We start from the raw sequence: 22,847 nt of genomic DNA, 5'->3' as shown, positions 1-22,847 counted from the left end.
TCTATTCTAATTTCCATTTTTCATTGCGTTTAGTGCTAATTCAACTACTAAACTAATAGTGTTTTTGTCTCATATGTATTTCACGTGGTATGATAGATAGGAAAACATTGAATAGAATAAAAGGAGGTTATATCTATGCTAGATAAACACTATTGGATTGAAAAATTAAGTTTGATTCCACACCCAGAAGGTGGTTTCTATAAAGAATTATCTCATTCGAATGAGTGGTTGGAAGAGAAAAAGCGTCCACTATATACGAATATTTATTTTTTATTGACAGAAGAAAGCCCTTCTCATTTTCATCGTTTAACGGCAGATGAAGTGTGGTATTTTCATTATGGTTCTTCATTAAAGGTTCATGAATTACTGGAGGATGGTTCATACAAAGAAACATCTGTAGGTTTGGATCTTGAACAGGGGGATGTTTTGCAATATACGGTTGAGAGAGGGTCAATTTTTGGTTCATCGGTCAATGAAGGGGATGATTATGCCTTGGTGAGCTGTATGGTTGCACCAGGTTTTTCATTTGAAGATTTTACCTTATTTACTAAAAAAGAATTGCAAGAAGCGTATCCTGAACAACTTGAAATTATTGAGAAATTAGCTTTTGAAAAATTAGCGGATTAATTCAAAATCAGTAATCATGGAGGGAATAGATGAGAAGAATTGGAATTATTGGTTTAGGTCATGTCGGGAGTACGACAGCATTTTCCTTGATCAATCAGCAGGTAGCTGACGAGCTTGTACTTTATGATAAAAATGAAGCATTAGTTGAGGCTGAAGTGAATGATTTACTGCAAGGTCAGATTGGCAATCATTCATCTGTTCGAATTAGTGGCAATGAGCTAGAGCAATTGGGCACTTGCGATTTACTTATTTTTTCCGCAGGTGATATCCAACTACTACAAGGTGATACAGATCGTTTTGAGGAACTAGAATTTACAAAAAAAGCAGTCGAAGAATGGGCTCCGAAAATCAAAGCTTCTGGTTTCAAGGGAATTTTGTTATCAATCACCAATCCCTGTGATGTAATTGCACAATACTTACAAGAACTGACGGAGCTACCTCGAAATCAAGTCATTGGGACAGGAACGTCTTTAGATACCGTTCGTATGAAGCAAGCGGTGGGTTCTGCTATGGAAGTTCATCCAAACAGTGTTTGTGGCTATGTTTTAGGTGAACATGGAGAAACGCAATTTATCGCTTGGTCTACAGTGTCTGTGGCAGGAAGGAACTTAAAAGAACAACTTTCTAAAAGTGAGCTAATTCAGTTAGATGAGGAGGCTAGAGCTGGTGGTTGGCGTATTTTCTTTGGAAAAACCTATACTTGTTACGGTATTGCGAATCAAGCAACATTGATTGCTAAAGGAATTTTAACTGATGCACAAATGATTTTTCCAGTTTCGGCTTATTCCGAAGAAGATGGTATCTACATTGGTCACCCAGCCAAAATTGGTAAACAGGGAATCATCGCCCGTTATAAACCTGATTTACCTGTTGAAGAAGAAGAGCAGTGGCAGCGCTCTGTAATGAGAATTAAAGAGATGCATCAAGCAATTTAAAATGCGAAAAGTGAGTGAAACAGAAGTGAGAATTACTTTTGTTTTATGCCCTTGATTGAACGGCATAAAGCAATCAGGAACTCGGCAATTTCCAAAACATCATTCATTGCATGGAGCGCACTGCTTGCTGTTTCGTCCAATTGCTCGCTCCTAAGCGATTGTTTTATGCCCTTGATTGAACGGCATAAAGCAATCAGGAACTCGGCAATTTCCTAAACATCATTCATTGCATGGAGCGCACTGCTTGCTGTTTCGTCCAATTGCTCGCTCCTAAGCGATTGTTTTATGCCCTTGATTGGACGGCATAAAGTAATCAGGAGCTCGGCAATTTTCTAAACCTCATCATTGCATGGAGCGCAATATTTAACTGGTTTTCAGGACTAACTATTTTTGTCCTGATATCATTTGGACTTAGTGTAAAATCAGCACTCAATTATAAAAAAAGGAGCAATTTTTAAATGAAAAAATATAAGCATAATAAAAAATATACAATAGCAGTATTAGCCATAGTTATGTTAGTTTCTGTACTTACTTTATCCGGCTGTACAGATTTACTAAATTGGGGGAAGGATTTCACTCAAGATTTTAAAGGCTTGAGTATGGTGATCCAAACCTATGATAGTGATTCACAACTGATCGACTCAGTAAAAGGTAAATCAGTTAGGATCGAAAAAGATACAACTTTTGATAGAAAAAATTCTGACGGTGAAACAAGTAAAGAATCAAAAGTACTCTCGATCACGGTCGGTGGAGAAAATATGACGCACGTGGGTTCATCGTTGATTGCCTATGAAGACGGAATGACGAATGTTTTTGAAGAATATGCTAAAAAAGTAGACATAACAAATAGTCGTTCAACGGTGCCAGTTTTAAACAGTATGGTGAACGATTTTAAAAATGATTTTACAGGGAAGTCCAAAACGATATTGATCAGAAGTCAAAATGGCTCCCCTTTAGCAACGTTTACAGGAGACAGTATTCGAATGTCTGATACAGATGTTCCTTCGTCTACTAATTTTCTAGTGGATGGGAAAAGACTTTTTGTCTATAGATGTGATTACACAGTATATGATAATAAACTATTATTGAACAACTAAAGATGCTGATTACTGATAGACTAGCGATTTTTTAATAACATTCGCTTATACAATATAGAGTCTACTATCAGTGAGGCTGTTTTTGAATGAATTCTATATTTTAAATGAAAAGGACTCAAGTATTCATGATACAGATAGGAATATCAGTTGTGGAGATATATTTTTTCTTGAATTTTGTTTAAGCTAAGATGAATGGGTCGGGATTTTAGTATATTTTAGTATGGATATAAGAAAGTTTTTATACAGAAAAAGAGTACGCTAACTTCATGTTAGTGGTGTCGAAAGAAGTTAGGACTCTTTTTATTTGATGGAGTCACAGTGTACAGCTGATGCGTAGTAGTTTATCGAATTCTGTGATCAAAAACTGTGTTAGTTTCTTATTGATCAGTAGAAATCGATTATGTTTTTCATATTCACTAAAGTAAGCTAAGCAAACTAATTGATTCGATAACATGATATAAGGGATCGCCTTTTTTTCTTGATTTGTCAACTTCACTACTTTATTATATCCTATGAAAATTTCTCTTACTAGTTCCCACCAACGATCAGTAGTGAAAGTATCCTTGCCGAATTGTTCAGATAATACTGAAGTTAAAAAGTAACAAGGATCATAGACACGGAAATTGATTTCAACCAAATCAAAGTCAATGGGTGTAAAGCTATTTTTCGCTACTAAAAGATTTCCGCCATTCAAGTCTCGATGGATCACTTGTCGAAGCAATTCAGGAAAGAGCTTAGTGATCTGGGCTTGAAAGTCTTTGGTCCATTTTGAAGCTAGCTTTAGTGTTTGACCAGCTTTTGGTAGAGCCCACTCTGTGATATTTTTAAGGAGCTCATTTTCTGGAAAATCACCAGTGACCATAGCAAGCTGTTGTGTTAGCTGACCAATATTTTCCCCGATGAATCGCCCTTCTTCCGGATGTTTCAAAATATCAGCTGAAAGGATGGGCTCTCCTATCGCTTTATGAAACAGCACAAAATAATTTTCTTGCACCTTGATGTAGTCCTTTCCGGTAACACTAGGAAGGATTTTTTGCTTGTTTTTTATTTGATCCATGACCGCAAGTTCTCGTTGCAAAGAATCAAAAGTGTCAAACAATTTCAAATAGTATTCTGTACCAATTTGCCAGACATGTTCAGATAGGTGTTTACCGTTGGGTTGATAAACTGGCGCTACTTTTGTTACGGTCATATTCCAGTTAGGTAAAAGTTTTTTGATTTGATTGATGTGCATAAATTTATACTGCTCCTTTTCGAGTTGTACGCAATACTGGAGCGGCAAGGGACAGTTGATTAAATAATCGGAAGGTGAAAAGCCATATTCTTTCACGAAGGCACGAAAAAAGCCTGAATGAGTGGCGAAGCCAAATTTTAAACCAGTTTCGGTAATACCTGCTCCTTTTGATATTTCAATGATCGCTGCCAGTAATTTACGCCGCGTGATATATTGCATGATCGGCATACCCACTTCTTGCTGAAATAGACGATAGAAATAGAAAGTGGAATAACCTGATTTTTCAGCTAACTCTGCAGCAGTCAGCTGGGAATCCAGTCGTTGTTCGATCAAGTCTAGTATTTGTTGGATAGTTAGTGTCATTTATTTTCCTCCACAAGCTTGTATCATTAGTATAACGTAACTATTGGGAAAGAACCTTGCCAATTTTGCTGGATTTTGTTTTCGTATCTGGGATTTAAGAGGAAAAAATATCTGAATCGATGATTGAGTGGACATTATGCAATAATTTTGACTCTAAGTTAGAGAATAGAAGTCATTCATACTGAAATAAGCGACCAATCACAAAAATTTGAAAAACACCAAGTAGGAATCATTCAACATCGAATGGGAACCTTTCGTGTTTCTTGTCATTTTCGTGATTGGTCGCTTATTGTGATAAGTCTGAAGAGCGAAGTGATTCGACGAGGTATTGTACCTACTTGATTCTTGGCATTGAGCACTTTTATCTTATAGATTCACTATTGTGTAAATTGGTTTTTAATGGACACGTAAACGGTTACTTTTATGAGTCAAACAGAGCTACGTAGTCATTGATTTTTTGATGATATACTTCTTTTTCCGCGTCTGTGATCCAAGCGATATCAAATGAATTTTTTGCTAATTTAACGATATCTTCCTGAGTCAAGTCATAGTGAGTTGCTAAAGTATATAAGTCGTCAGAAATGTAGCTTTGGAAATAAGCCGGATCATCTGAATTTACGGTTACTTTTACTCCTTGATCTAGTAAGGTTTTAATTTCTTTGCCTTTCATATCTTCAACAACAAAACCATTAGATACAGGACAAGCTGTCAATCCAATCCCTTTTTCTTTGATCACCGAAACTAATTCAGGAGCTGCTACGATATTCGTTCCATGATCGATCCTATCTACTTGAATATCTTCGATCACTTGACGGAGATGTTCGAGTGTATTTTCTTGATCGATATCACAGTGCATAGTCAATTTTAACCCTTTAGCACGAGCTTTTTTAAAAACAGCAGCAAACTTGCTAGGTGGGTTCCCTTTTTCATCGGAATCCAAACCGATCCCAATGATTTTATCTAAGTGCGGAAGCGCTTGTTCAAAAGTTTCTTCTGCAGATTCAGCACTCATATCGCGTAAAAAACACATAATTAAATCAGCTGAGATCCCGTAATCATCTGCTTCAGCTATAGCACGGTGGTAGCCATTGATCACTGTTTCAAAAGCAATACCTCTAGAGGTGTGAGCTTGAGGATCAAAGAAAAGTTCTGCTCGTAACACGTTATGTTCTTCGGCTTTCTTTAAATATGCGGATGCTAGTTCGTAAAAATCGTCCTCAGTTTGTAGAACATTCATTGCTGGATAATAGATATTTAAAAAACTAGGTAAGGAATCAAATTCATAAGATGCCTTTACTTCTTCGATAGTTGATTGACCGATATCTACCTTATTTTTGTTAGCTAGCGCTAATTTTAATTCTGGTTCTAAAGAACCTTCTAAGTGTAAATGTAATTCTGCTTTAGGTAGATTTTTGATAAATTCTTTCGTTGTATATCCGGACATTTAGAGCACTCTCCTTGTTTATAATTAAGTTATATATGTAATATACCATTTTTTTTAAAGGTGGTCATGATTTTTGTTCGTTTTTTTGCTAAAAAATATTTTTGGGGAATTCAAAGGTCATTTCTTGCAGAGAATACTTGCAAGAAATAGTCTTTTAAATAAAGGGCTTACATTGTATAGTGAAATGCGTAAGCGGGAGGAAAACAGATGAGACCAGATGCCATTCTTCATTATTTGTATACAAATAATTTGACCGTTTCGACGGAACAGTTAATGAAACAATTCGATATATCTTCGAGAACTCTTTCTAATGATATCAATTTGCTGAATGAAGTCGGAGAGAATAACGGATTTAAAGTAAATAGAGTAAGAGGTAAAGGATTCCAGTTGGAAATTAGGGATAGAAAGAAAACGGAATTATATTTGAAAGAAAACAATCCCATGGATCTATTAGGTGGAAAAGGCCGTAATGAGAGAGTAGAGATCATCTGTTTGATCATGTTGATGAATGAGAAGTATTTTACTGTCAAAGAATTGACCAACTTGCTCAATGTCAGTTTTTCAACGATAAAAATCGATATGAAAAATGTTGCAGAGTATTGTCGGAAATTTCACTTAAACCTTATGAGGAAAGCACATTATGGGGCGAAAATCATCGGGACGGAAAGAAATAAACGAAAAACGATCATGTATTTACAAAAGAAAATAGGTGGTTTTTTAGAAATAAAGTTAGAGCAGTATCAACAAATCGATACGATCGATGAAAAAGAACTACGCATCTTTGTAGCAAGTAAGATAAGGGAACAGCACTTAAAAGTAAATGATCTTATTTTTGATGAATTGATTCTGAATATTAAAATTCAATGTGTTCGCCTGTTAAATAACTTTTTACTTGAAAAAGACGAAGTGAATGATTTAGGAGAAGTAGATGGATTGACGAAACAAATTAGTGCGTATTTAGAAACTAAATACACTATTAACTTTTCAAACGTTGAACGTAATTATCTAAAAGAACTACTACAGGAAAAAATTGTTCGTTTAAATGGTGAAATCGAGAAACAAGAATTTAAAGAAAGGATTCAACTTGCGCTAGAAGCAATTGATAGTAAGTACCATACTAACTTTCAACAAGATACAGAACTTTCGAATGCGCTTTTAGTCCATATGGCTCCGTTGATTCAACGTTTGAATTTAAAGCAACCGCTTGAAAACCCAATTATTGAGAGCGTGTATACACGTTTTACCAATGTTTTTAATGTATCCTTAGACTTTATTGCTTCCTTCAGTCAAGATTTAGAGAATAATGTTACGAAAGATGAAATTGGTTATATCGCAATTTATTTTGCAGCTAGTTTGGAAAAGCAATCAACACAAGTAATCAAAAGTTATCAAAAAATTGCGGTTATTTGTACAACAGGCGGTGGTGCAGCTTACTTATTAAAAGTAAATCTACAGCGATTGTTTAGTCAGGCTAAAATTGAAACTTTCGCTTTAAATGAACTGAATAGTATTGATGATAGGTATGATTTATTGATCTCGACTGTACCAGAATTAGAAAAAATCAATCGGATCCCATTGATTTTTATAAAAGATATTTCTGCTGAGAATGAATTGAATAAAATCGAGCAAGACTTGAACTTGTTAAAGGAATCAAAAAAAGAATCAATCGACAGTGACCAATATTTATTGGAGTTATTCGATGAGCAATGGTTCTCGATCGTTGAAGATGAAATAGAGTATTTAGATTTGTTACAGGTTGCAGGAGAACGGCTAGAGGAAGAACAGTGGGCGAAATCAGGGTTTACCAAAAGTATGTTGAAAAGAGAAAAGTTGATCGATACGATCTATCGACAAGGGATCTCTGGACCACATCCCATGGAGCAGGTAGCAAAAAAGGAAGTCATTTCTGTTTTACTTCCCACTAAGAAAATGATGTATCAAGAAAAAAGAGTTCGTATTATTTTTTTGATCAATATAAAGAAGAATCATTTAAATTTACACAAGGAAATCAGTCGTTTGATGATCAAAATGATGGAAGATCCTAAACTTGACGAGGAATTAACTCGAATAAAAAATTATGAATCCTTTATGATTTATCTAAAGAATTTATTGTAGAAAGGACATTTGTATGAATGAACAAGAATTAGATATTTTTAAAATAATCTCAAGCGCAGGTGATTCAAGAGGAGCTGCATTTGAAGCACTACGATTAGCTAGAAAAGGTGACTTTACAGCAGCTGATGAAAAAATGAATGAGGCAAAAGAAAAAAGTATTGTAGCGCATGACGTTCAGACAAAATTAATTACCGAAGAAATCAATGGAACACCGCGAGAAAGTAGTTTATTGATGGTTCATGCCCAAGACCATTTGATGACGAGTATTTTAGCTCGCGATTTAATTGAAGAAATGATTGAAATGTTAAAAGAAAATAAAAAGTAAGTTTAGGAGGAAAAAAGATGAAAATTTTATTAGTATGCGCAGGTGGTTTTTCAACAACAATGATGATGGAATCAATGAAAAAGGTGGTTAAGGAATCACAGAAATTAGATGAAAAAGACTATCCGATGGAAGCAATCGGAGTGGATAAGTTAGATCGCTATATTGACGACTATGATGTGATTTTGGTGGGACCACAGTTAAGCCATAAATATGATTTTATTAAAGGAGAGGTTGAAAAAGTCAATAAACCGACCGTTTTATTGACATCAGATATTTATGGATCGATGGATGGAGCGACTGTTATGAAACAAGCGTTAGTTGCCTATCGAAAACATGAAGCACAAAAATAAAAAACGAAGGAGAAAATAATGGAAACTTCAAAGAAACCAGGGATGTTTGAAAAAGTTGAAGCAATTATTCAAAAAACGCTAGTTCCTATTGCAAACAAGGTGGATAATAATGCCTATCTAACTGCTATAAAAAAAGGAATGGTCGTCATGACGCCTGTTTTGCTCTTGGGATCAATCGCAGCAATCTTTCCTTCTATACCTGAACTAATCCAGACTCAAGGGGTCGCTAATTGGTTTGAAACATATGGGTATATCTTCAGTATTTTATCAAAAGTTTCATTAGGGTTAGTTGGACTATATGCAGTGTTGTCTATTTCTTATTTTTTAAGTGAAAGTTATCAGTTATATACCGTTGGTTCGATGATGCTATCAGCTATTGCTTTTTTGATCGTCTCGATGGATGTTGATGATTCTGGTAATATTATCGCGAATTATTTGGACTCGAAAGGGTTATTTACAGCAATTTTTGTTGCCATTATTTCCGTCAAACTTTATCAATTCTTTACTGTTCATAAGTTAGTTATAAAAATGCCAGAAGGCGTTCCAGATTTTGTTTCTAGTTCGTTTGAATTGATCACACCAACAGCAGCAATCGGTGTGTTGTTTATTGTTATACGTGCAGTAACTGATAATTTATCTGGTGGCGTTTTATTACCGCAAGTAGTGATGGATGTGTTGGCTCCAGCAATCGGTAGTTTAGATTCACTATGGGTACTTTATTTTGTCTTAGTTTTACGTTTAGTTTTTTGGTTTTTCGGTATTCACTCAGCGGTGTTGTCACCTATTTTGTCACCAATTTTAGTTCAATATTTATCTGAAAATATTGCAGCTCATGAGGCGGGAGAACCGTTGAAACATGTCATTACTGGTGGTGCAATGTCAGCTTATGGAAACTTTACAGGCTCTGGTGTGACCATTGGTTTAGTGTTGGCCATGTTATTTAGTAGATCGTTGAGGTACAAGAAAGTGGGAGCGGTTGCGATTTTACCGACTCTATTTGGGATCAATGAACCTGTGCTATTTGGGGTACCAATTATCTTGAATCCAGTCTTAATGATTCCATTTATATTTGGCGGAGCATTTGTTGGGTTATTACCAATGATTGCGATGAAATTAGGGCTATTGAACTATCCAATTTTCGATCCGCCGTATGTTCCAGTCTTTTTAGAAGGGTTTTTGACAGGATTTGATTGGCGCTCAATCATCATTCAACTAGTACAAGTAGGATTATCTTTCATGCTGTATTTACCGTTCTTTAAAGTATTGGAAAAACAAGAATTTGATCGGGAAGCCAAAAATAAAGAAGAGAAGAATAACTCAGTAATTTCTGAAGAAGATGAAGCTTACTTAACAGATATTGATTTTTAATCGTTTGGTAAGTAAAAAAAAGGAGTTTTTGAATAGAGAAAATTGCTAGCTGACTGCTAAAAATCTTGGTTGATTAGCAGTCAGCTAGTGATTTGAATAAGAAGATTTCACCAGCTTTTGATGAGGAAAGGAGAATGGTATGCGTATTGCGAAGGTAAGGGAACAACTAGAGCAATTAAGAATAGATGGAATTTTAATAACCGATAAAATTAATTGGCGCTATTTAACAGGCTTTACTGGTTCGAACGGTTGGTTATTAATCACTGAAAAGGACGCTAAATTATTTGTTGATGGTCGTTATATAGAACAGGCGCAAAATCAAGTAACAAATATAGAGGTAATTGAAGTTTCTAATCAGGAAATGTTTTGTTCAAAAATATCTTCGTTGATAAAGAATAAGAAAATTGGCTTTGAACAACAAACGATTTCGTATGAAAAATTTTTATTGATTGATCAATTGTTACGAATGAATCATGGAGAACTGTTTCCAACAATCAATTTGGTTGAAAAACTTAGAATGATAAAATCTGAAACTGAAGTAGCTGCGCTTAGAGAAGCAGCAGCAATTGCAGATAAAACCTTAATGGATATTTTACCGTTAATTTCAGTTGGAATGACAGAACTAGATTTAGCGAATGAAATTGATTATCGTAGCAAGAAAAATGGAAGTGCGGGTCCCGCGTTTGAAACAATTGTTGCTTCAGGCAGGAGAACTGCTTTACCTCATGGGCATGCTAGCGAAAAAATCATTGAAGCAAATGAATTAATTATGATTGATTTTGGGACAATTTATCAAGGTTATTATTCTGATATTACCCGAACGATTCCTTTTGGTTCCGTTGATAAAAAAATAAAAGAGTATTATTTGAAGCTCTTATTTATTCAAGAACAAGCGATTAGAGGAATTCATTTGAATCAGCCTTTAGCTGAAATTGAACAGTCAGTTAGACAAGAATTGCATTTAGAAAAGTTGGCTTCTTTTTTTACCCATAATTTAGGTCATGGGATTGGTCTATCTTGTCATGAGTTTCCAGCAGTTTCAAAAATTGAACAACTGACTGTTCAAAAAAATATGACGTTTACTATAGAGCCAGGACTTTATTTGGCTAATCAATTTGGAATTAGAATAGAAGATGATATCTTGATTGATCAAGCAGGAGAAGCGGAAACCTTAACGAAGTTTCCGAAAGAATGGAGCAATCTACAATGGAAATAGAAAAATTATTACTGGAATTATCAAATTTAGATGCATTGCCTGGGCAAGAACAAGCCGTTCGAAACTATTTGAAAAAATCAATTGATAGCATTTCTACTCAAGATGCTTTTGGAAATCTGTATTTTGGTGATTTAAAGACTGAGAAAAAGAAAGTTGCAATCTATGCGCATATGGATGAAGTTGGTTTTTGTGTTCAACGAATTACAGAAGATGGTTTTGTCTATTTTTATCCAATCGGTGGCTGGTGGAGTCCAGTTATTTTAGGGCAACAAGTTAGAGCGACTTGTCGGAAAACAGGAGCTACTTTGGATGGAGTGGTTGGAACCTTACCTAAAGCAAGTAAAATGGGCAATGAAATAGTACCGATGGATGAACTATATATTGATTTTGGTGCGCATTCAAAAGCTGAATTGGAACAAGCGGGTTTACAGATAGGTGATATGATTTTACCAAATACAACAGCCCAAAAAAGTTTCAATGGATCTAAGATTATTGGTAAAGCGTTAGATAATCGTGTGGCTTGTGCTATCGTAGCAACTGTTTTAAATCAACTTACGCTTGATCAAATAGAAGTAATTGGCGTTGCAACTGTTCAAGAGGAGGCAGGAACACGTGGTTCGAAAATTGCTGCGAAAACTGTAGATGCCGCTATTAATATCGTTATCGATGTAGCGAATGGTAAAGATACGCCCAAAGCCGCTGATTACTCAACTAGAATTTTAGGCGCTGGAACAGGTCTTGTGATAGCTGATAAAACGGCGTTAGGCAATTTAAAACTATTGGATTTTGTGAAAGAAGTAGCTGAAAGAGAGCAGATTTCTTATCAATATGATTTATTTAATGGGGGTGGAACAGATGCTGGTTCTGTCCAATTAGATAAAGGAAAACCGACGATTGTTTTAAGTGTTCCCGTTCGATATTGTCATTCTTGGAATTCTGTGGCAGAAATTTCAGATGTTGTTGGAACGGCTCAATTAATCAAAAAAGTGGTGCAAGTTTTAGAAGATAGGAGCGAGATTATTGACCAATTTTGATGAACAACTTTCCCGTTATGGTACATACTCGACACAATGGGATTATGTACAGGATCGCTTTGGAGAAGAGGGATTACTACCGTTTTCAATTTCTGACATGGATTTTCAAATTCCTATGGGAACTAGAGTAGAATTGAAAAAAGCAATTGACCGAGGCTTTTTTGGTTATACTCGTTGGAATCATTTAGATTATAAAGAGAGCATCAGTCATTGGTTTGCTAGGAGATTTGATTGTTTTGTAGACCCTGAATGGTGTGTTTATTCACCAAGTGTTATTTATAGCCTATCCACTTGTATCCAATTGTTAACGAAAGTTAATGATAAAATTTTAACGTTAACACCTTGTTATGATGCGTTTTTTAGCTGTATCTCTCAAAATCAACGACAGCTTTTACCTTTTTCGTTGGTAAAGCAATCAGACACATTTATCATCGATTTTAATCGATTAGAACAAGTAATAGCTAAAGAAAAACCAACTGCTTTTTTATTGTGCAATCCCCATAATCCAACAGGTAGAGTCTTTAGACAAGAGGAGTTAGCTAAAATCATTGATTTATGTAATTTGTATGATTTAGCAATTATCAGTGACGAAATTCATATGGATGTTCGTCGCCCAAAACAAAACCATATCCCTTTAGTTCGTTTAAATGATCAAATTAAAACAGCCTATGCCTTACTTTCCTCACCATCGAAAACGTTTAATACACCTGGTTTAGGCGGATCATATGCTATTTTCTCCGATGAGACGTTGAGAGAAAAATTTTTGTTGCATTTGAAGGGAAGAGATGGTTTATCGTCTATTTCATATCCAGCTCTTTTAGCCACAATGGACTGTTATAATAATCAAGCAGCATGGGTGGGAAAATTAAATAAAGTGATTGATGAAAATTTTGAGTGCTTGAATGAAATGCTTGCGAGGGAATCATGCATTCATTTTGATATTCCAGAGGCTACATATTTAGGTTGGATAGCTATTGAACATGCTAATTTTACGATGGATGAATTACAAAAAGAATTAGTGACACAGGGAAAAGTAGCGATTATGAGAGGGAGTACTTACGGAGTGGAAGGGGCGAACTATGTAAGGTTTAATCTAGGTTGTCCTAAAGAGAAGGTGATTGATGGAGGGCAAAGGTTACTGAGGGCTGTCCAGTCACTAAAAAAATAACTAAGCTCAGTTCACTAAATCATAAGTAAAGCAAGAAGTCAGTCTTTTTTTAAGTTGGCTCATTCTGTAAACTAAAAAATGGCTGGATTAAATTTAGATTACAGACACCTATTTTTGTTCATTATAAGAGTTTGATTTACCGTATCATTTCCCATTAGTTAAGAATTCTATTACTATTAATGAAAAGACTAATGGAGGTGTCGGCGTATGCATTGGGCGTATGAACTGGCTCAGAAATTAATAGCAAAACATCCGGATGAGGTGATTACCTGTGCTTCAGGCGTTAGTCCATCAGGGTATATTCATGTTGGGAATTTTAGAGAGATTGCGACAACTTATTTTGTAACGCAAGCACTTACTGACCTTGGTGGGAAACCGAGATTTATTTTATCTTGGGATGATTATGATCGCTTAAGAAAAATTCCAGTAAATGTGATTGGTGTTTCTGAAATAGAGATTGGTAAACCCTATACTAAGGTAACAGGACCGACTGATGCAGCAGATGGAGAATCGTATGCAACGTTTTTTGAAAAAATGTTTACCGCAGATTTGGCAAGATTAGGAATTCAACCAGAATCTATTTATGAGACCGCGCAATATGAAGGTGGCGCTTATGATGAACAGTTAAAACTAGTTTTGAATAAACGAAAAGAAATATATGATATATTGGCTCGTTTTCGAACCGAAGCACCTAACGAAGAGCAGCGTGAACAGTACTATCCGATTTCTCTTTATTGTGATGTTTGTGGTCACGATAGTACGAAAATTACCGATTATGATTCTGCTAGTGGAACAATTTCCTATACTTGTACTGAGGGTCATAATGGAACGCAAGTGGTTGGTGCGGGTCAAAAAATCAAACTACACTGGAAAATCGATTGGCCTATGCGTTGGTGCTATGAAAATGTTGCTTTTGAACCAGGAGGAAAAGATCATTCCTCCAAAAATGGTAGCTTTGATGTAGCAACAGCAGTAGTAAAAGAAATTTTTGGCGGTAAGCCACCGCTTTATGAGCCATATGATTTTGTGAATATTAAAGGTCAAACGAAAAAAATGTCCTCTTCTTCGGGAAATATTATTACCTTACAGGAACTTTTGCAAATATATACGCCAGAAATGGTTTTTTATCTATATGCTAAATACTTACCGAAAGCTCAGTTTGATTTAGGGCTAGATGATGATGTATTACGAAATTATGCAGAATTTGAACGGAAGATAGCTGGTGTCAAGGCTGGAACGGAGAAAGATGAGACCATCAAGCAGATTATCAAACTGACCGGAGTTGATTTGACTGCTGACTACCCAGCGTTTGGGCATGTAGTAAGTATTTTGTCGTTGACGGGGAATGACCAAGCGATTGCGGCAAGCTTATTGCAACAAGAAAAAGAGTATAGCGAAACAGAACTACAACATATTTTGCCACGAGCTGCTTACTGGATTGAAAATGATGCGCAAAGCCGTTTAATGAAAGTATTAACTGAGAAAAGCCAAACGAACTACGCTACGTTATTACCAGCTGTTCAAAAAGAAGTGAAACAATTTCGGGAATTACTAGTAGGACAACCTGAATTAGAGGGTCAAGAGTTGATGCAAGCTGTTTATGATTTGACACCAACAACGGATAAAGCAGAAAAAAGACAAGAACAGCGAGCTTTGTTTAAAGCGATTTACCAATTAACACTAGGACAAGAGAGTGGGCCACGTATTCCACTTTTAGTTGAGGTTGTTGGACGAGAAAAAATGATTGAATTATTGTCATTTTAATTTGCAAGAAGCTAAAAAAAGTTATATGGAAGCAACTAGTGCTTGGAATTGCTTGCTAAAGGAAAAGATAAATCAAATACTCGAGTAACAAGGAGATAATGACTTGTTGCTCGAGTGCTTTTTTATTTAATAAAGGTTGTGTTGGTCATGATTGTTTCATCAATCAACCAACGTCCTTCTTTTTTGATAAACGTATGATTGGCTTCAGTAATATGGTTTCGATAGCTATTATTTCCATGATTAATCGATTTTTGTTGTGCTTGTACTAAAACATGATCTTTATTTTGTTTTTTCACTTCAAAACTAAGTAATTCAGTTTCTATATTATAATTATCGAAAAAAATAGACAGTTCCTTTTTGGTTTCTTCTCGTTTATCAGGATTGAGCGTTTGGAGATAAGCCTCGATATCTTTATTATTTGCTGCTCCAATATTTGTTTCTAAACAATTAAGGAGTTCAGCAGCGGTTTTCTCATCTTTAATTTTTCCTGTAATTTTTATAGTCTCTGTTTGAAGTGATTTTTTGAAAGGAGAGACGATGTTAAAGAGAGCGATGGTGAAAATAAGAATGCTGCTTATAATAAGTATTTTTCTTTTCATTGCGTTTCTTTCCTTCTTTCATTTAGTTTTAGTTGCAATTCATTGAACCGTATATGATTCAGTGAGGAAAAAGTCGAAAAAAAGGTTATAACTAAAAATAGCACTCACTAATTAAATAACAAAAATCTTCTTTTTTGAAAGCGTAAGTAAAATGAGGATGAAAAATTGAAAACTGATCGTCAGTTTTTTTATTATCAAATTTTGCTGTACATTCTTTTTATTAGGAAACATTTTATGTCAATCGTTGAATATATATGAGGAGAAAAAATTTTTTACAGCCATTTTTCTTTTTAGCTATTATTTTAAGTATAAGTAGACAGCGTAAAATTTGCTATATGTATAAATAAAATGCTGACTATGTTTTTTTGTATGGGAAAAAAATGATTATCTTATCATTTGAAAACAAAGCAGAAGAATATGAGAACCTTATCAAACCAATAGTTCCAAGCGGTTGATAGAAATGACATATTGATTACCATTACATAAAAAGGTAGATTGAAAGCGTTAACAAGATAGGAGGAGGGAAACAAAATGGAGGTCGTTGATAACAGATCGAAAATGTCGAAAAAGGACATCAGAAAGAAAAAGATAGGGGCTAGTAAACAACTGTATTTATTTATACTACCCGCTTTTTTAATTATTTTTATCTTTTCCTATATACCAATGTATGGTGTATTGATTGCATTTAAAGACTATGTACCAAGTTTGGGTGTTATGGGAAGTCCTTGGGTCGGGATGAAACATTTCCAAAGATTTTTTAATTCTTACTATTTTTGGGATTTATTAAAAAACACATTAGGCATTAGTTTTTACTCTTTAGTGGTTGGTTTTCCGTTGCCGATTTTTTTAGCGTTAGCCTTGAATGAAATTAAGGATGGACCACTAAAAAAGTTTTCGCAAACCATCACTTATGCTCCTAACTTTATTTCGATTGTAGTAATGGTCGGAATGATTCTCGCATTTTTAAATCCAGCAACAGGTATTATCAATCATGCATTGAATTTCTTTGGAATCGATTCGATTTCTTTTATGGAAGATCCACGTTGGTTTAAAACAGTTTACGTGCTGTCAGGAGTGTGGCAAAGTACGGGCTGGGGCTCAGTGATTTATTTAGCTGCTTTAGCGGGTGTTGATACGCAATTACATGAAGCCGCAATTGTAGATGGTGCAAGTCGTATTCAAAGAATTTGGCATATCAATTTACCTACAATCAGACCAACGATGGTCATTTTGCTAATTATGAATGTTGGCTCAGTGATGAATTTAGGGTATGAGAAAATTCTTTTGATGCAAAATCCTTTAAATATGGAATCCTCAAATGTTATTTCAACATTTGTGTATCAGCAAGGGCTATTAGAAGCACAATACAGTTATGCAGCTGCAGTTGGTTTATTCAATTCAGTCATCAATGCGATTTTATTGATTTCTGTTAACAAAATTGCCTCTAAATTAGGCGAATCGTCACTATTTTAAGTTGTTCAAGGAGGGAAAGGTATGAATAACCGATTAGTAAAAGATACAAAAACAGATAGATTATTTATGTGGTTCAACTATATTTTTATCATCTTATCTGTTGTGATTGTTTTGTATCCCTTGATTTATATTCTTAGCGCATCCATCAGCGATCCTCAAGCAGTCAATTCAGGAGAGATGTGGCTTATGCCAAAAGGGTTAACTTTTGAAGGATACAAAACGATATTAGAGAATACGAGCATTTGGAGAGGGTATCTTAATACGATTTATTATACTGTTTTAGGAACAAGTATTAATTTAATTGTCACTTTACCAGCGGCATATGCATTATCTAGACCGGATTTTTATGGACACAAACTATTTACAACGTTCATGTTAATTACCATGTTTATTAGCGGTGGTTTGATCCCAAGTTATCTATTAGTTAAAAATTTACATATGTTAAATACCGTTTGGGCATTGGTTCTCCCAGGAGCGGTATCAGTATACAACATTGTGGTCACACGAACGTTCTTTCAATCAACGATTCCTCGTGAAATGGAAGAAGCAGCGATTATAGATGGTTGCACCGATTTTAAATTATTTTTTAAAATCATATTACCGCTCTCAACGCCGATTATCGCAGTGATGGCGTTGTTCTATGGTGTAGGACATTGGAATAGCTATTTTAGTTCATTGATTTATTTATCTGATAAGTCAATGTATCCATTGCAAATGGTTTTAAGAGAAATTTTGGTACTTCAAGACATGAGTTCCAATCCTACTGGTGGAATGATGACCGGAGATTTAGCAGCTTTGATGTATAGTAAACAGCAATTAGCGGCAATTATTAAATATGGCGTCATGATTGTGTCAACCTTACCAATTATCGTCGTGTATCCATTTTTACAAAAATATTTTGTAAAAGGTATGATGGTTGGGTCAGTAAAAGGATAAAATAAACAATGAATTTAATAGGAGGAAGAAAGATGAAAATAGGAAGAAAATCGAAAATTGCAATGAGTTTATTATCAGTTAGTTTATTTTTGGTTGCTTGTAATAATAAAGAGCAGGAACAAAACAAAGCCTCAATTGAGCTAGGAAAAGTGGGGGAGTTCCCAATTACAAAGGAAAAAGTAACCATGACGATGATGGGCCCTCGTACAGGTGAAACTGAATGGAAAGATATGGAATTTTTTAAAGACTATGCTGAAAAAACAAATATTGACTTTAAATTCACAACACCACCATTAGACGATTTTGGAACCAAATTGAATTTAGCTTTTGCTAGTGGCGATTTGCCAGATGTCTTGTTTGGTACAGACTCAAAAACATTGACCCCTGCAATGGAAATGGACTATGGTTCTCAAGGAATATTGATTCCATTAGAAGAAATGATTGATGAGAATATGCCGAATTTTAAAAAATTGATGGATGAAGACCCGAATATTAGAAAATCAATTACAACGCCAGATGGTCATATTTATTCATTACCGATGATTTCACGTGATGCCACTGCAATTTGGCCGAGAGGACCTGTTTGGTACCGTGGAGAATGGCTAGATCAACTAAATGTCACTGAGTTGCCTACTACAACGGATGAGTTTTATGATTTATTAGTTCGTTTCCGCGATGAAGACCCAAATGGAAATGGCAAGAAAGATGAGATTCCATTGACAGACGTTAAAATGGATAGTACTAGACCTTGGATTATGGGTGCTTTTGGTATGAAAGAAAGAGGTATTCAAGAAATCGATGGCAAAGTCGAGTATACACCAGTCACTGATAATTATCGTGAGTATTTAACTTATATGAATAAACTGTATTCTGAAAAGTTATTGGATCAAGAAGTATACAGTCAATCGGACGAGCAAAAGAAAGCCAAAGGGCAAAACAATCAAATCGGTTTATTCCCCGATTGGTTCTCATTTTTTACAACTGGAAAAAATGAGATCGAAGCGATGAACGATCCGATGTGGCAACCACTTACTTCTGATATTTCGAAAACAGCAGTTGTCCCAGCTAGCCCGAGAATGATGCGTCAAACATTTGCTATCACGAATAAAGCTAATTCACCAGAAGCATTGCTTCGTTGGGTTGATTACTTTTATGGTGAAGAAGGAGCGTTCTATTTAAGTAAAGGACCAGAAGGCGCTTTTTGGAAATGGGATACAAATGATAAAGGTGAAAAAGTACGTGTTTTTGGTGACGATGTGAAAGCAGACGATCCTGAAAAAACTAGAGAAAAGGTTACACCGAACTTTGGATTGACAGTACCGACAGTTAATTATGCAACGACACCAGAATATACAATTTTAGAAGCCGCAAATGTAGAACCTGATACTCGCTTTAATGATTTTATTGCGAAAGAAACGGAAACTAAATTAGCCGCAGCTGCCGAAGTTCCTTTCCCATTGCTTTATTTAACCAAAGAAGAGACAGAAAAAACACGTGATATTGGAACTGATATGACGACGTATGTTGAGCAAATGGAAGCGAAGTTTATCACAGGAGTTGAACCGTTATCAAATTGGGATAAGTACGTGAAAACACTTGAAGGAATGGGCGTTAAAGAATATGTAAAAGTATATCAAGGAGCTTATGATCGGTGGGCTGCAACAGAATAAATCATAATATAGAGTGGAGCGGAGCATCATTATGATTGCTCTCGTTCCATTTTCTAGATTTTATAAAAATAGTTTCCTTGTAAATGCTTTTATGTTATTGTTTCAGAATGAAGAGGAGGAACTTGGATGAAGGAACTGCAAGGGATTTTTAAAGTAAGTGATGTGATTGGTCGAACGTTGATTCAAGGCGTCATTTATCAAGTGTTTTTTCTATTATATTCGCTAAAGGGATTGCTAATCATGGGAATTTTTCCAAGCTTAGCTGCTGTTTTTCAAAGTATATATAATCAAATAAAGAAGGGAGAAAGCTTTGATAGAAAGGATTTTCATCGTTATTATCATGAATATTTTAAAATTGGAAATCAGTTAGGTTTTACTTTTCTAGGGCTAATTATTTTTTTGTGGATTGATTTAAGAGTTTCTGCAATCTATCTTCAAGTCCCGTTAGTTCATTTTATTTTGCTACTGTTTTTGATTGTAACATTAGGAACTAGTTTTTATGTATTTCCCTCTCTTTGTCGCTATAACTTGACTTACAAGCAGTATGTTCAAAGGGCGAATTTGTTATTTATCTATAATTTAGTTGAAACGATTGCAATGATTGTTGGAATCATAGTTGGAACTGTGTTAGTCACGTTTTTCCCGATTTTAATTTTTGTCGCAACCATTCCGATTTTTATCTTTCCTATTGTTTGGTTCAGTGTTCAAGGGATGGAAAAAGCGGAGAGGAAGGTAGCTGGCCGATGAAAAAAATTTCCCTATTTAAATTAAAATTTAAAAAGAGAAACTTTCAGCGGTATATTATTTCCTATTTGCTCGTTTTTTTGTTGCCCTTTTCAATTATTTCAATTATTTGGTATACAACTTCGAAAGAAAGCTTAAACAATCAAATTGAACTTTCAACTAGAAATTACTTGCTACAAGTTCGCTCTATTTTTTCATCGAATTTTTCTCAATTAGATTTATTGACAAGAGAAGTCGCATCTAATCCAAAAATAACACCAAAAACGGTAACACATCCGTATTATGTACTGGAGACGATGAAAGAGTTGCAACGTTACAAAGTAACCAATAATTCTATTGAAGAAATGTATCTCTATTACTATGAAGAACCAAATATTCTATATTCTTCAACAGGGAGTGCGGATTTTGATGCTTTTGATTTTTTTAAATATCATTCCTATGATTTTAATAAAAAACAACTGGCTGATTCTTTGATGAGCAAAGCACCAAGTTTTCAAATGATTCCGCCAGTAGGACAAAAAAATAGGATTGGCTTATTAACGTATGTCGTTCCGTTAACCTCTACAGATGGCTCAAATTATGGTTCAGTCATGTATACAATGAAAACGCATAATATTGAAAATGTATTAGATAAAGCAATTGATAAAAAAAGTGGGCGAATTTTTATCGTTGGAGAAGATGATAATATTTTAGCTTCCTCGATGAATACACCAATCCCTGAATATTTTAATACTAGGGATAAAGTTGCACAGACGTTAAATGAAAAAATTATTAAAACAGATGAAGGGAAAATCAAAGTCAGTACCTTGAAAGATGAAGATTTTGATTTGACCTTTGTCGCGTTGACGAACGTGGATCAAGTGTTTAAAGAATTGAATCAAACGAATCAATTTGTATTAATAACGGTAGGAATCATAATGGTGGTCGGAATTGGATTAGTTTTATTCATTGGTAGAAAGCAATATAAGCCAATTCGCCAACTAGAAAAAATGTTGAAATCTAAAGATACTGCTGACGATGAAGTAGATAATTTAGGGGACTTGGATCGCGTGGAGTATCATGTCAGTAACTTCTTAAAGAAAAATGAAAATTTACATCAAGAAATACTGCGACAAACTCCTTATGCCAAAGAGCAAGTCTTACGACGACTCATGATGGGCCGTTTTACGAATGAGGCAGAGACAGAAACGCTATTAGATTCAGTTAATTTATTATTTTTTAAACAAGGTTATTTTGTTATGCTAATTGACACTAAAATGGTAAATACAAAAACAAGTATTCAAAATCAAGAGTTTCTCATGAATTTTTTGGATGATATTTCAGCTGAAGGGTTTCAGGCGTATGGTTCAGAGTTATTGTCTGATCAAGCAATCGCTTTGCTTGTAAGTATGGATGGCACGGTAAAACAAAAAACGATTGTCCGAGAAATTGTGCGGAAAATTATTGTTGAAAATACTGTGGCACCAATCATTGGAGTGGGTCGAGTTGTTACGGAGATTAAGAATATTAACCGTACATATATAGAAAGTTTAGCTGCCATTCAATCTATTTCTTTTTCTGAGCAAAAAAACTCGGTATATTACTATGATGAAATATCGGAGAAAAGTAAAAATAAAGCTGGTTTCTCTTATCCTAAAGATGAAAAATTGAAATTGACGCAAAGCTTACTACAAGGAGATTTTGAAATCGCTAGTGAAACGATCGACTTATTGATTGCAAAAACAGTGAATGAACCATTAAATCAAGAAAAAATGAAATTATATGGGTTTGATTTGTTAAATACGGTGGTTACTATCGGGATGGAAACAGTTGGTTCGGCAATTCTTTCATCAGCAGAGTATGCAGCTAACTTTAGAAATTTATCAGAATTAAGGGATTCTTTAATTCAAATGAGCCTTCAAATATGTAAAGTCACTCAGAGAGATTTGAAGAATCAAGAATCACAATTACAAAAAGAGATTTTTACGTATTTAGACAAGCATTTTTGTTCTCATGATATTTCTTTAGAACGCTTGGCAGAAGAATTTGATGTGTCTATTTCATATCTAAGCCGTTTTATAAAAAAAGAAAGTGGTCTGACGTTCTCTAAATACATTCAGCAACGTCGTTTAGAACATATAAAAAAAGAATTGATTGAAACAGATAAGCCGATAAAAGAAATCATTTTAAGCTCAGGTTACTATGATGTTTCAAATTATACCCGAAAATTCAAAACAATCATCGGATTAACGCCAGGACAATTTAGAAGTAAAAATAGGTGATTCATTTTACTGTAGCTGAAATTAAAAAATGTGGATTAATCTAGTAAGTGTGAGGTTGAGGTTGGGACAAAAGTGGTTTTTACTTTTGTCTCACCCACATTTCTTTTGAAAGAGTTTTTAAATG

General features: G+C 34.9%; 19 protein-coding genes. 16 read left to right on the top strand and 3 right to left on the bottom strand.

Annotated elements, in window-relative coordinates:
- Positions 1-135 precede the first annotated feature (135 nt).
- From ACYSNW_RS05865 to ACYSNW_RS05855, 3 genes are all read left to right on the top strand, one after another.
- Positions 136-627: a cupin domain-containing protein gene (locus ACYSNW_RS05865; protein WP_461743544.1), complete on the top strand. Its 492-nt coding sequence runs from the start codon at positions 136-138 to the stop codon at positions 625-627.
- A gap of 29 nt (positions 628-656) precedes the next feature.
- Positions 657-1,562: an L-lactate dehydrogenase gene (locus tag ACYSNW_RS05860; protein ID WP_461743543.1), complete on the top strand. Its 906-nt coding sequence runs from the start codon at positions 657-659 to the stop codon at positions 1,560-1,562.
- A 458-nt stretch (positions 1,563-2,020) separates the two neighbouring features.
- Entirely contained in the window at positions 2,021-2,659 is a 639-nt protein-coding gene (locus ACYSNW_RS05855; protein WP_461743542.1) for a DUF5052 family protein, read from the top strand.
- Positions 2,660-2,972: 313 nt separating this feature from the next.
- Here the strand turns inward: ACYSNW_RS05855 and ACYSNW_RS05850 are convergent, their stop codons facing one another.
- Both ACYSNW_RS05850 and add read right to left on the bottom strand, forming a co-directional pair.
- Positions 2,973-4,256, bottom strand: coding sequence for a helix-turn-helix domain-containing protein (locus tag ACYSNW_RS05850; RefSeq protein ID WP_461743541.1), 1,284 nt, complete (start codon positions 4,254-4,256; stop codon positions 2,973-2,975).
- A 421-nt stretch (positions 4,257-4,677) separates the two neighbouring features.
- Positions 4,678-5,700 (bottom strand): adenosine deaminase, encoded by a 1,023-nt coding sequence (gene add / locus ACYSNW_RS05845; RefSeq protein WP_461743540.1) that lies wholly within the window; start codon positions 5,698-5,700, stop codon positions 4,678-4,680.
- Positions 5,701-5,907: 207 nt separating this feature from the next.
- On the opposite strand from add, the gene ACYSNW_RS05840 reads away from it, so the two are divergent.
- The 8 genes from ACYSNW_RS05840 (at position 5,908) to lysS (ending at position 15,040) form a co-directional block, all read left to right on the top strand.
- On the top strand, positions 5,908-7,815 hold the full coding sequence (locus ACYSNW_RS05840; protein ID WP_461743539.1) for a BglG family transcription antiterminator: 1,908 nt from the start codon (positions 5,908-5,910) through the stop codon (positions 7,813-7,815).
- Between the two features lie 13 nt (positions 7,816-7,828).
- Positions 7,829-8,140, top strand: a complete 312-nt coding sequence (locus ACYSNW_RS05835; RefSeq protein ID WP_461743538.1) for a PTS lactose/cellobiose transporter subunit IIA — start codon at positions 7,829-7,831, stop codon at positions 8,138-8,140.
- Between the two features lie 17 nt (positions 8,141-8,157).
- Positions 8,158-8,490: a PTS sugar transporter subunit IIB gene (locus tag ACYSNW_RS05830; protein ID WP_461743537.1), complete on the top strand. Its 333-nt coding sequence runs from the start codon at positions 8,158-8,160 to the stop codon at positions 8,488-8,490.
- Between the two features lie 18 nt (positions 8,491-8,508).
- Complete coding sequence (locus ACYSNW_RS05825) at positions 8,509-9,858, top strand: PTS sugar transporter subunit IIC (RefSeq protein ID WP_461743536.1); 1,350 nt, start codon at positions 8,509-8,511, stop codon at positions 9,856-9,858.
- 139 nt (positions 9,859-9,997) lie between these two features.
- On the top strand, positions 9,998-11,074 hold the full coding sequence (locus ACYSNW_RS05820; protein ID WP_461743535.1) for a M24 family metallopeptidase: 1,077 nt from the start codon (positions 9,998-10,000) through the stop codon (positions 11,072-11,074).
- The gene (locus ACYSNW_RS05815; RefSeq protein WP_461743534.1) at positions 11,065-12,108 is read left to right on the top strand and encodes a M42 family metallopeptidase; all 1,044 of its coding nucleotides are present in this window, start codon (positions 11,065-11,067) and stop codon (positions 12,106-12,108) included. Before ACYSNW_RS05820 ends, ACYSNW_RS05815 begins: the two co-directional genes overlap by 10 nt.
- The gene (locus ACYSNW_RS05810) at positions 12,095-13,276 is read left to right on the top strand and encodes a MalY/PatB family protein (RefSeq protein ID WP_461743533.1); all 1,182 of its coding nucleotides are present in this window, start codon (positions 12,095-12,097) and stop codon (positions 13,274-13,276) included. The genes ACYSNW_RS05815 and ACYSNW_RS05810 overlap by 14 nt, the downstream gene beginning before the upstream one ends.
- A gap of 207 nt (positions 13,277-13,483) precedes the next feature.
- Positions 13,484-15,040: a lysine--tRNA ligase gene (lysS, locus tag ACYSNW_RS05805; protein ID WP_461743532.1), complete on the top strand. Its 1,557-nt coding sequence runs from the start codon at positions 13,484-13,486 to the stop codon at positions 15,038-15,040.
- 122 nt (positions 15,041-15,162) lie between these two features.
- Here lysS and ACYSNW_RS05800 read toward each other — a convergent pair whose 3' ends face one another.
- Complete coding sequence (locus tag ACYSNW_RS05800) at positions 15,163-15,639, bottom strand: hypothetical protein (RefSeq protein ID WP_461743531.1); 477 nt, start codon at positions 15,637-15,639, stop codon at positions 15,163-15,165.
- A 531-nt stretch (positions 15,640-16,170) separates the two neighbouring features.
- Here ACYSNW_RS05800 and ACYSNW_RS05795 point away from each other — a divergent pair.
- The 5 genes from ACYSNW_RS05795 to ACYSNW_RS05775 all read left to right on the top strand — a co-directional run bounded on the left by ACYSNW_RS05795 (position 16,171) and on the right by ACYSNW_RS05775 (position 22,723).
- On the top strand, positions 16,171-17,112 hold the full coding sequence (locus ACYSNW_RS05795; RefSeq protein WP_461743530.1) for an ABC transporter permease: 942 nt from the start codon (positions 16,171-16,173) through the stop codon (positions 17,110-17,112).
- A 21-nt stretch (positions 17,113-17,133) separates the two neighbouring features.
- Positions 17,134-18,048 (top strand): carbohydrate ABC transporter permease, encoded by a 915-nt coding sequence (locus ACYSNW_RS05790; protein ID WP_461743528.1) that lies wholly within the window; start codon positions 17,134-17,136, stop codon positions 18,046-18,048.
- A 32-nt stretch (positions 18,049-18,080) separates the two neighbouring features.
- Positions 18,081-19,718, top strand: coding sequence for a type 2 periplasmic-binding domain-containing protein (locus ACYSNW_RS05785; protein ID WP_461743527.1), 1,638 nt, complete (start codon positions 18,081-18,083; stop codon positions 19,716-19,718).
- Between the two features lie 126 nt (positions 19,719-19,844).
- The gene (locus tag ACYSNW_RS05780; protein WP_461743526.1) at positions 19,845-20,465 is read left to right on the top strand and encodes a YesL family protein; all 621 of its coding nucleotides are present in this window, start codon (positions 19,845-19,847) and stop codon (positions 20,463-20,465) included.
- A complete protein-coding gene (locus ACYSNW_RS05775) occupies positions 20,462-22,723 on the top strand; it encodes a helix-turn-helix domain-containing protein (protein WP_461743525.1) in 2,262 nt (753 codons plus the stop codon). The genes ACYSNW_RS05780 and ACYSNW_RS05775 overlap by 4 nt, the downstream gene beginning before the upstream one ends.
- Positions 22,724-22,847: the final 124 nt, after the last annotated feature.

The sequence above is a fragment of the Enterococcus sp. LJL99 genome, assembly GCF_054871725.1.
Note: the sequence above shows the minus strand (reverse complement) of the source record. Positions and strands in the feature narration are given on the sequence as shown.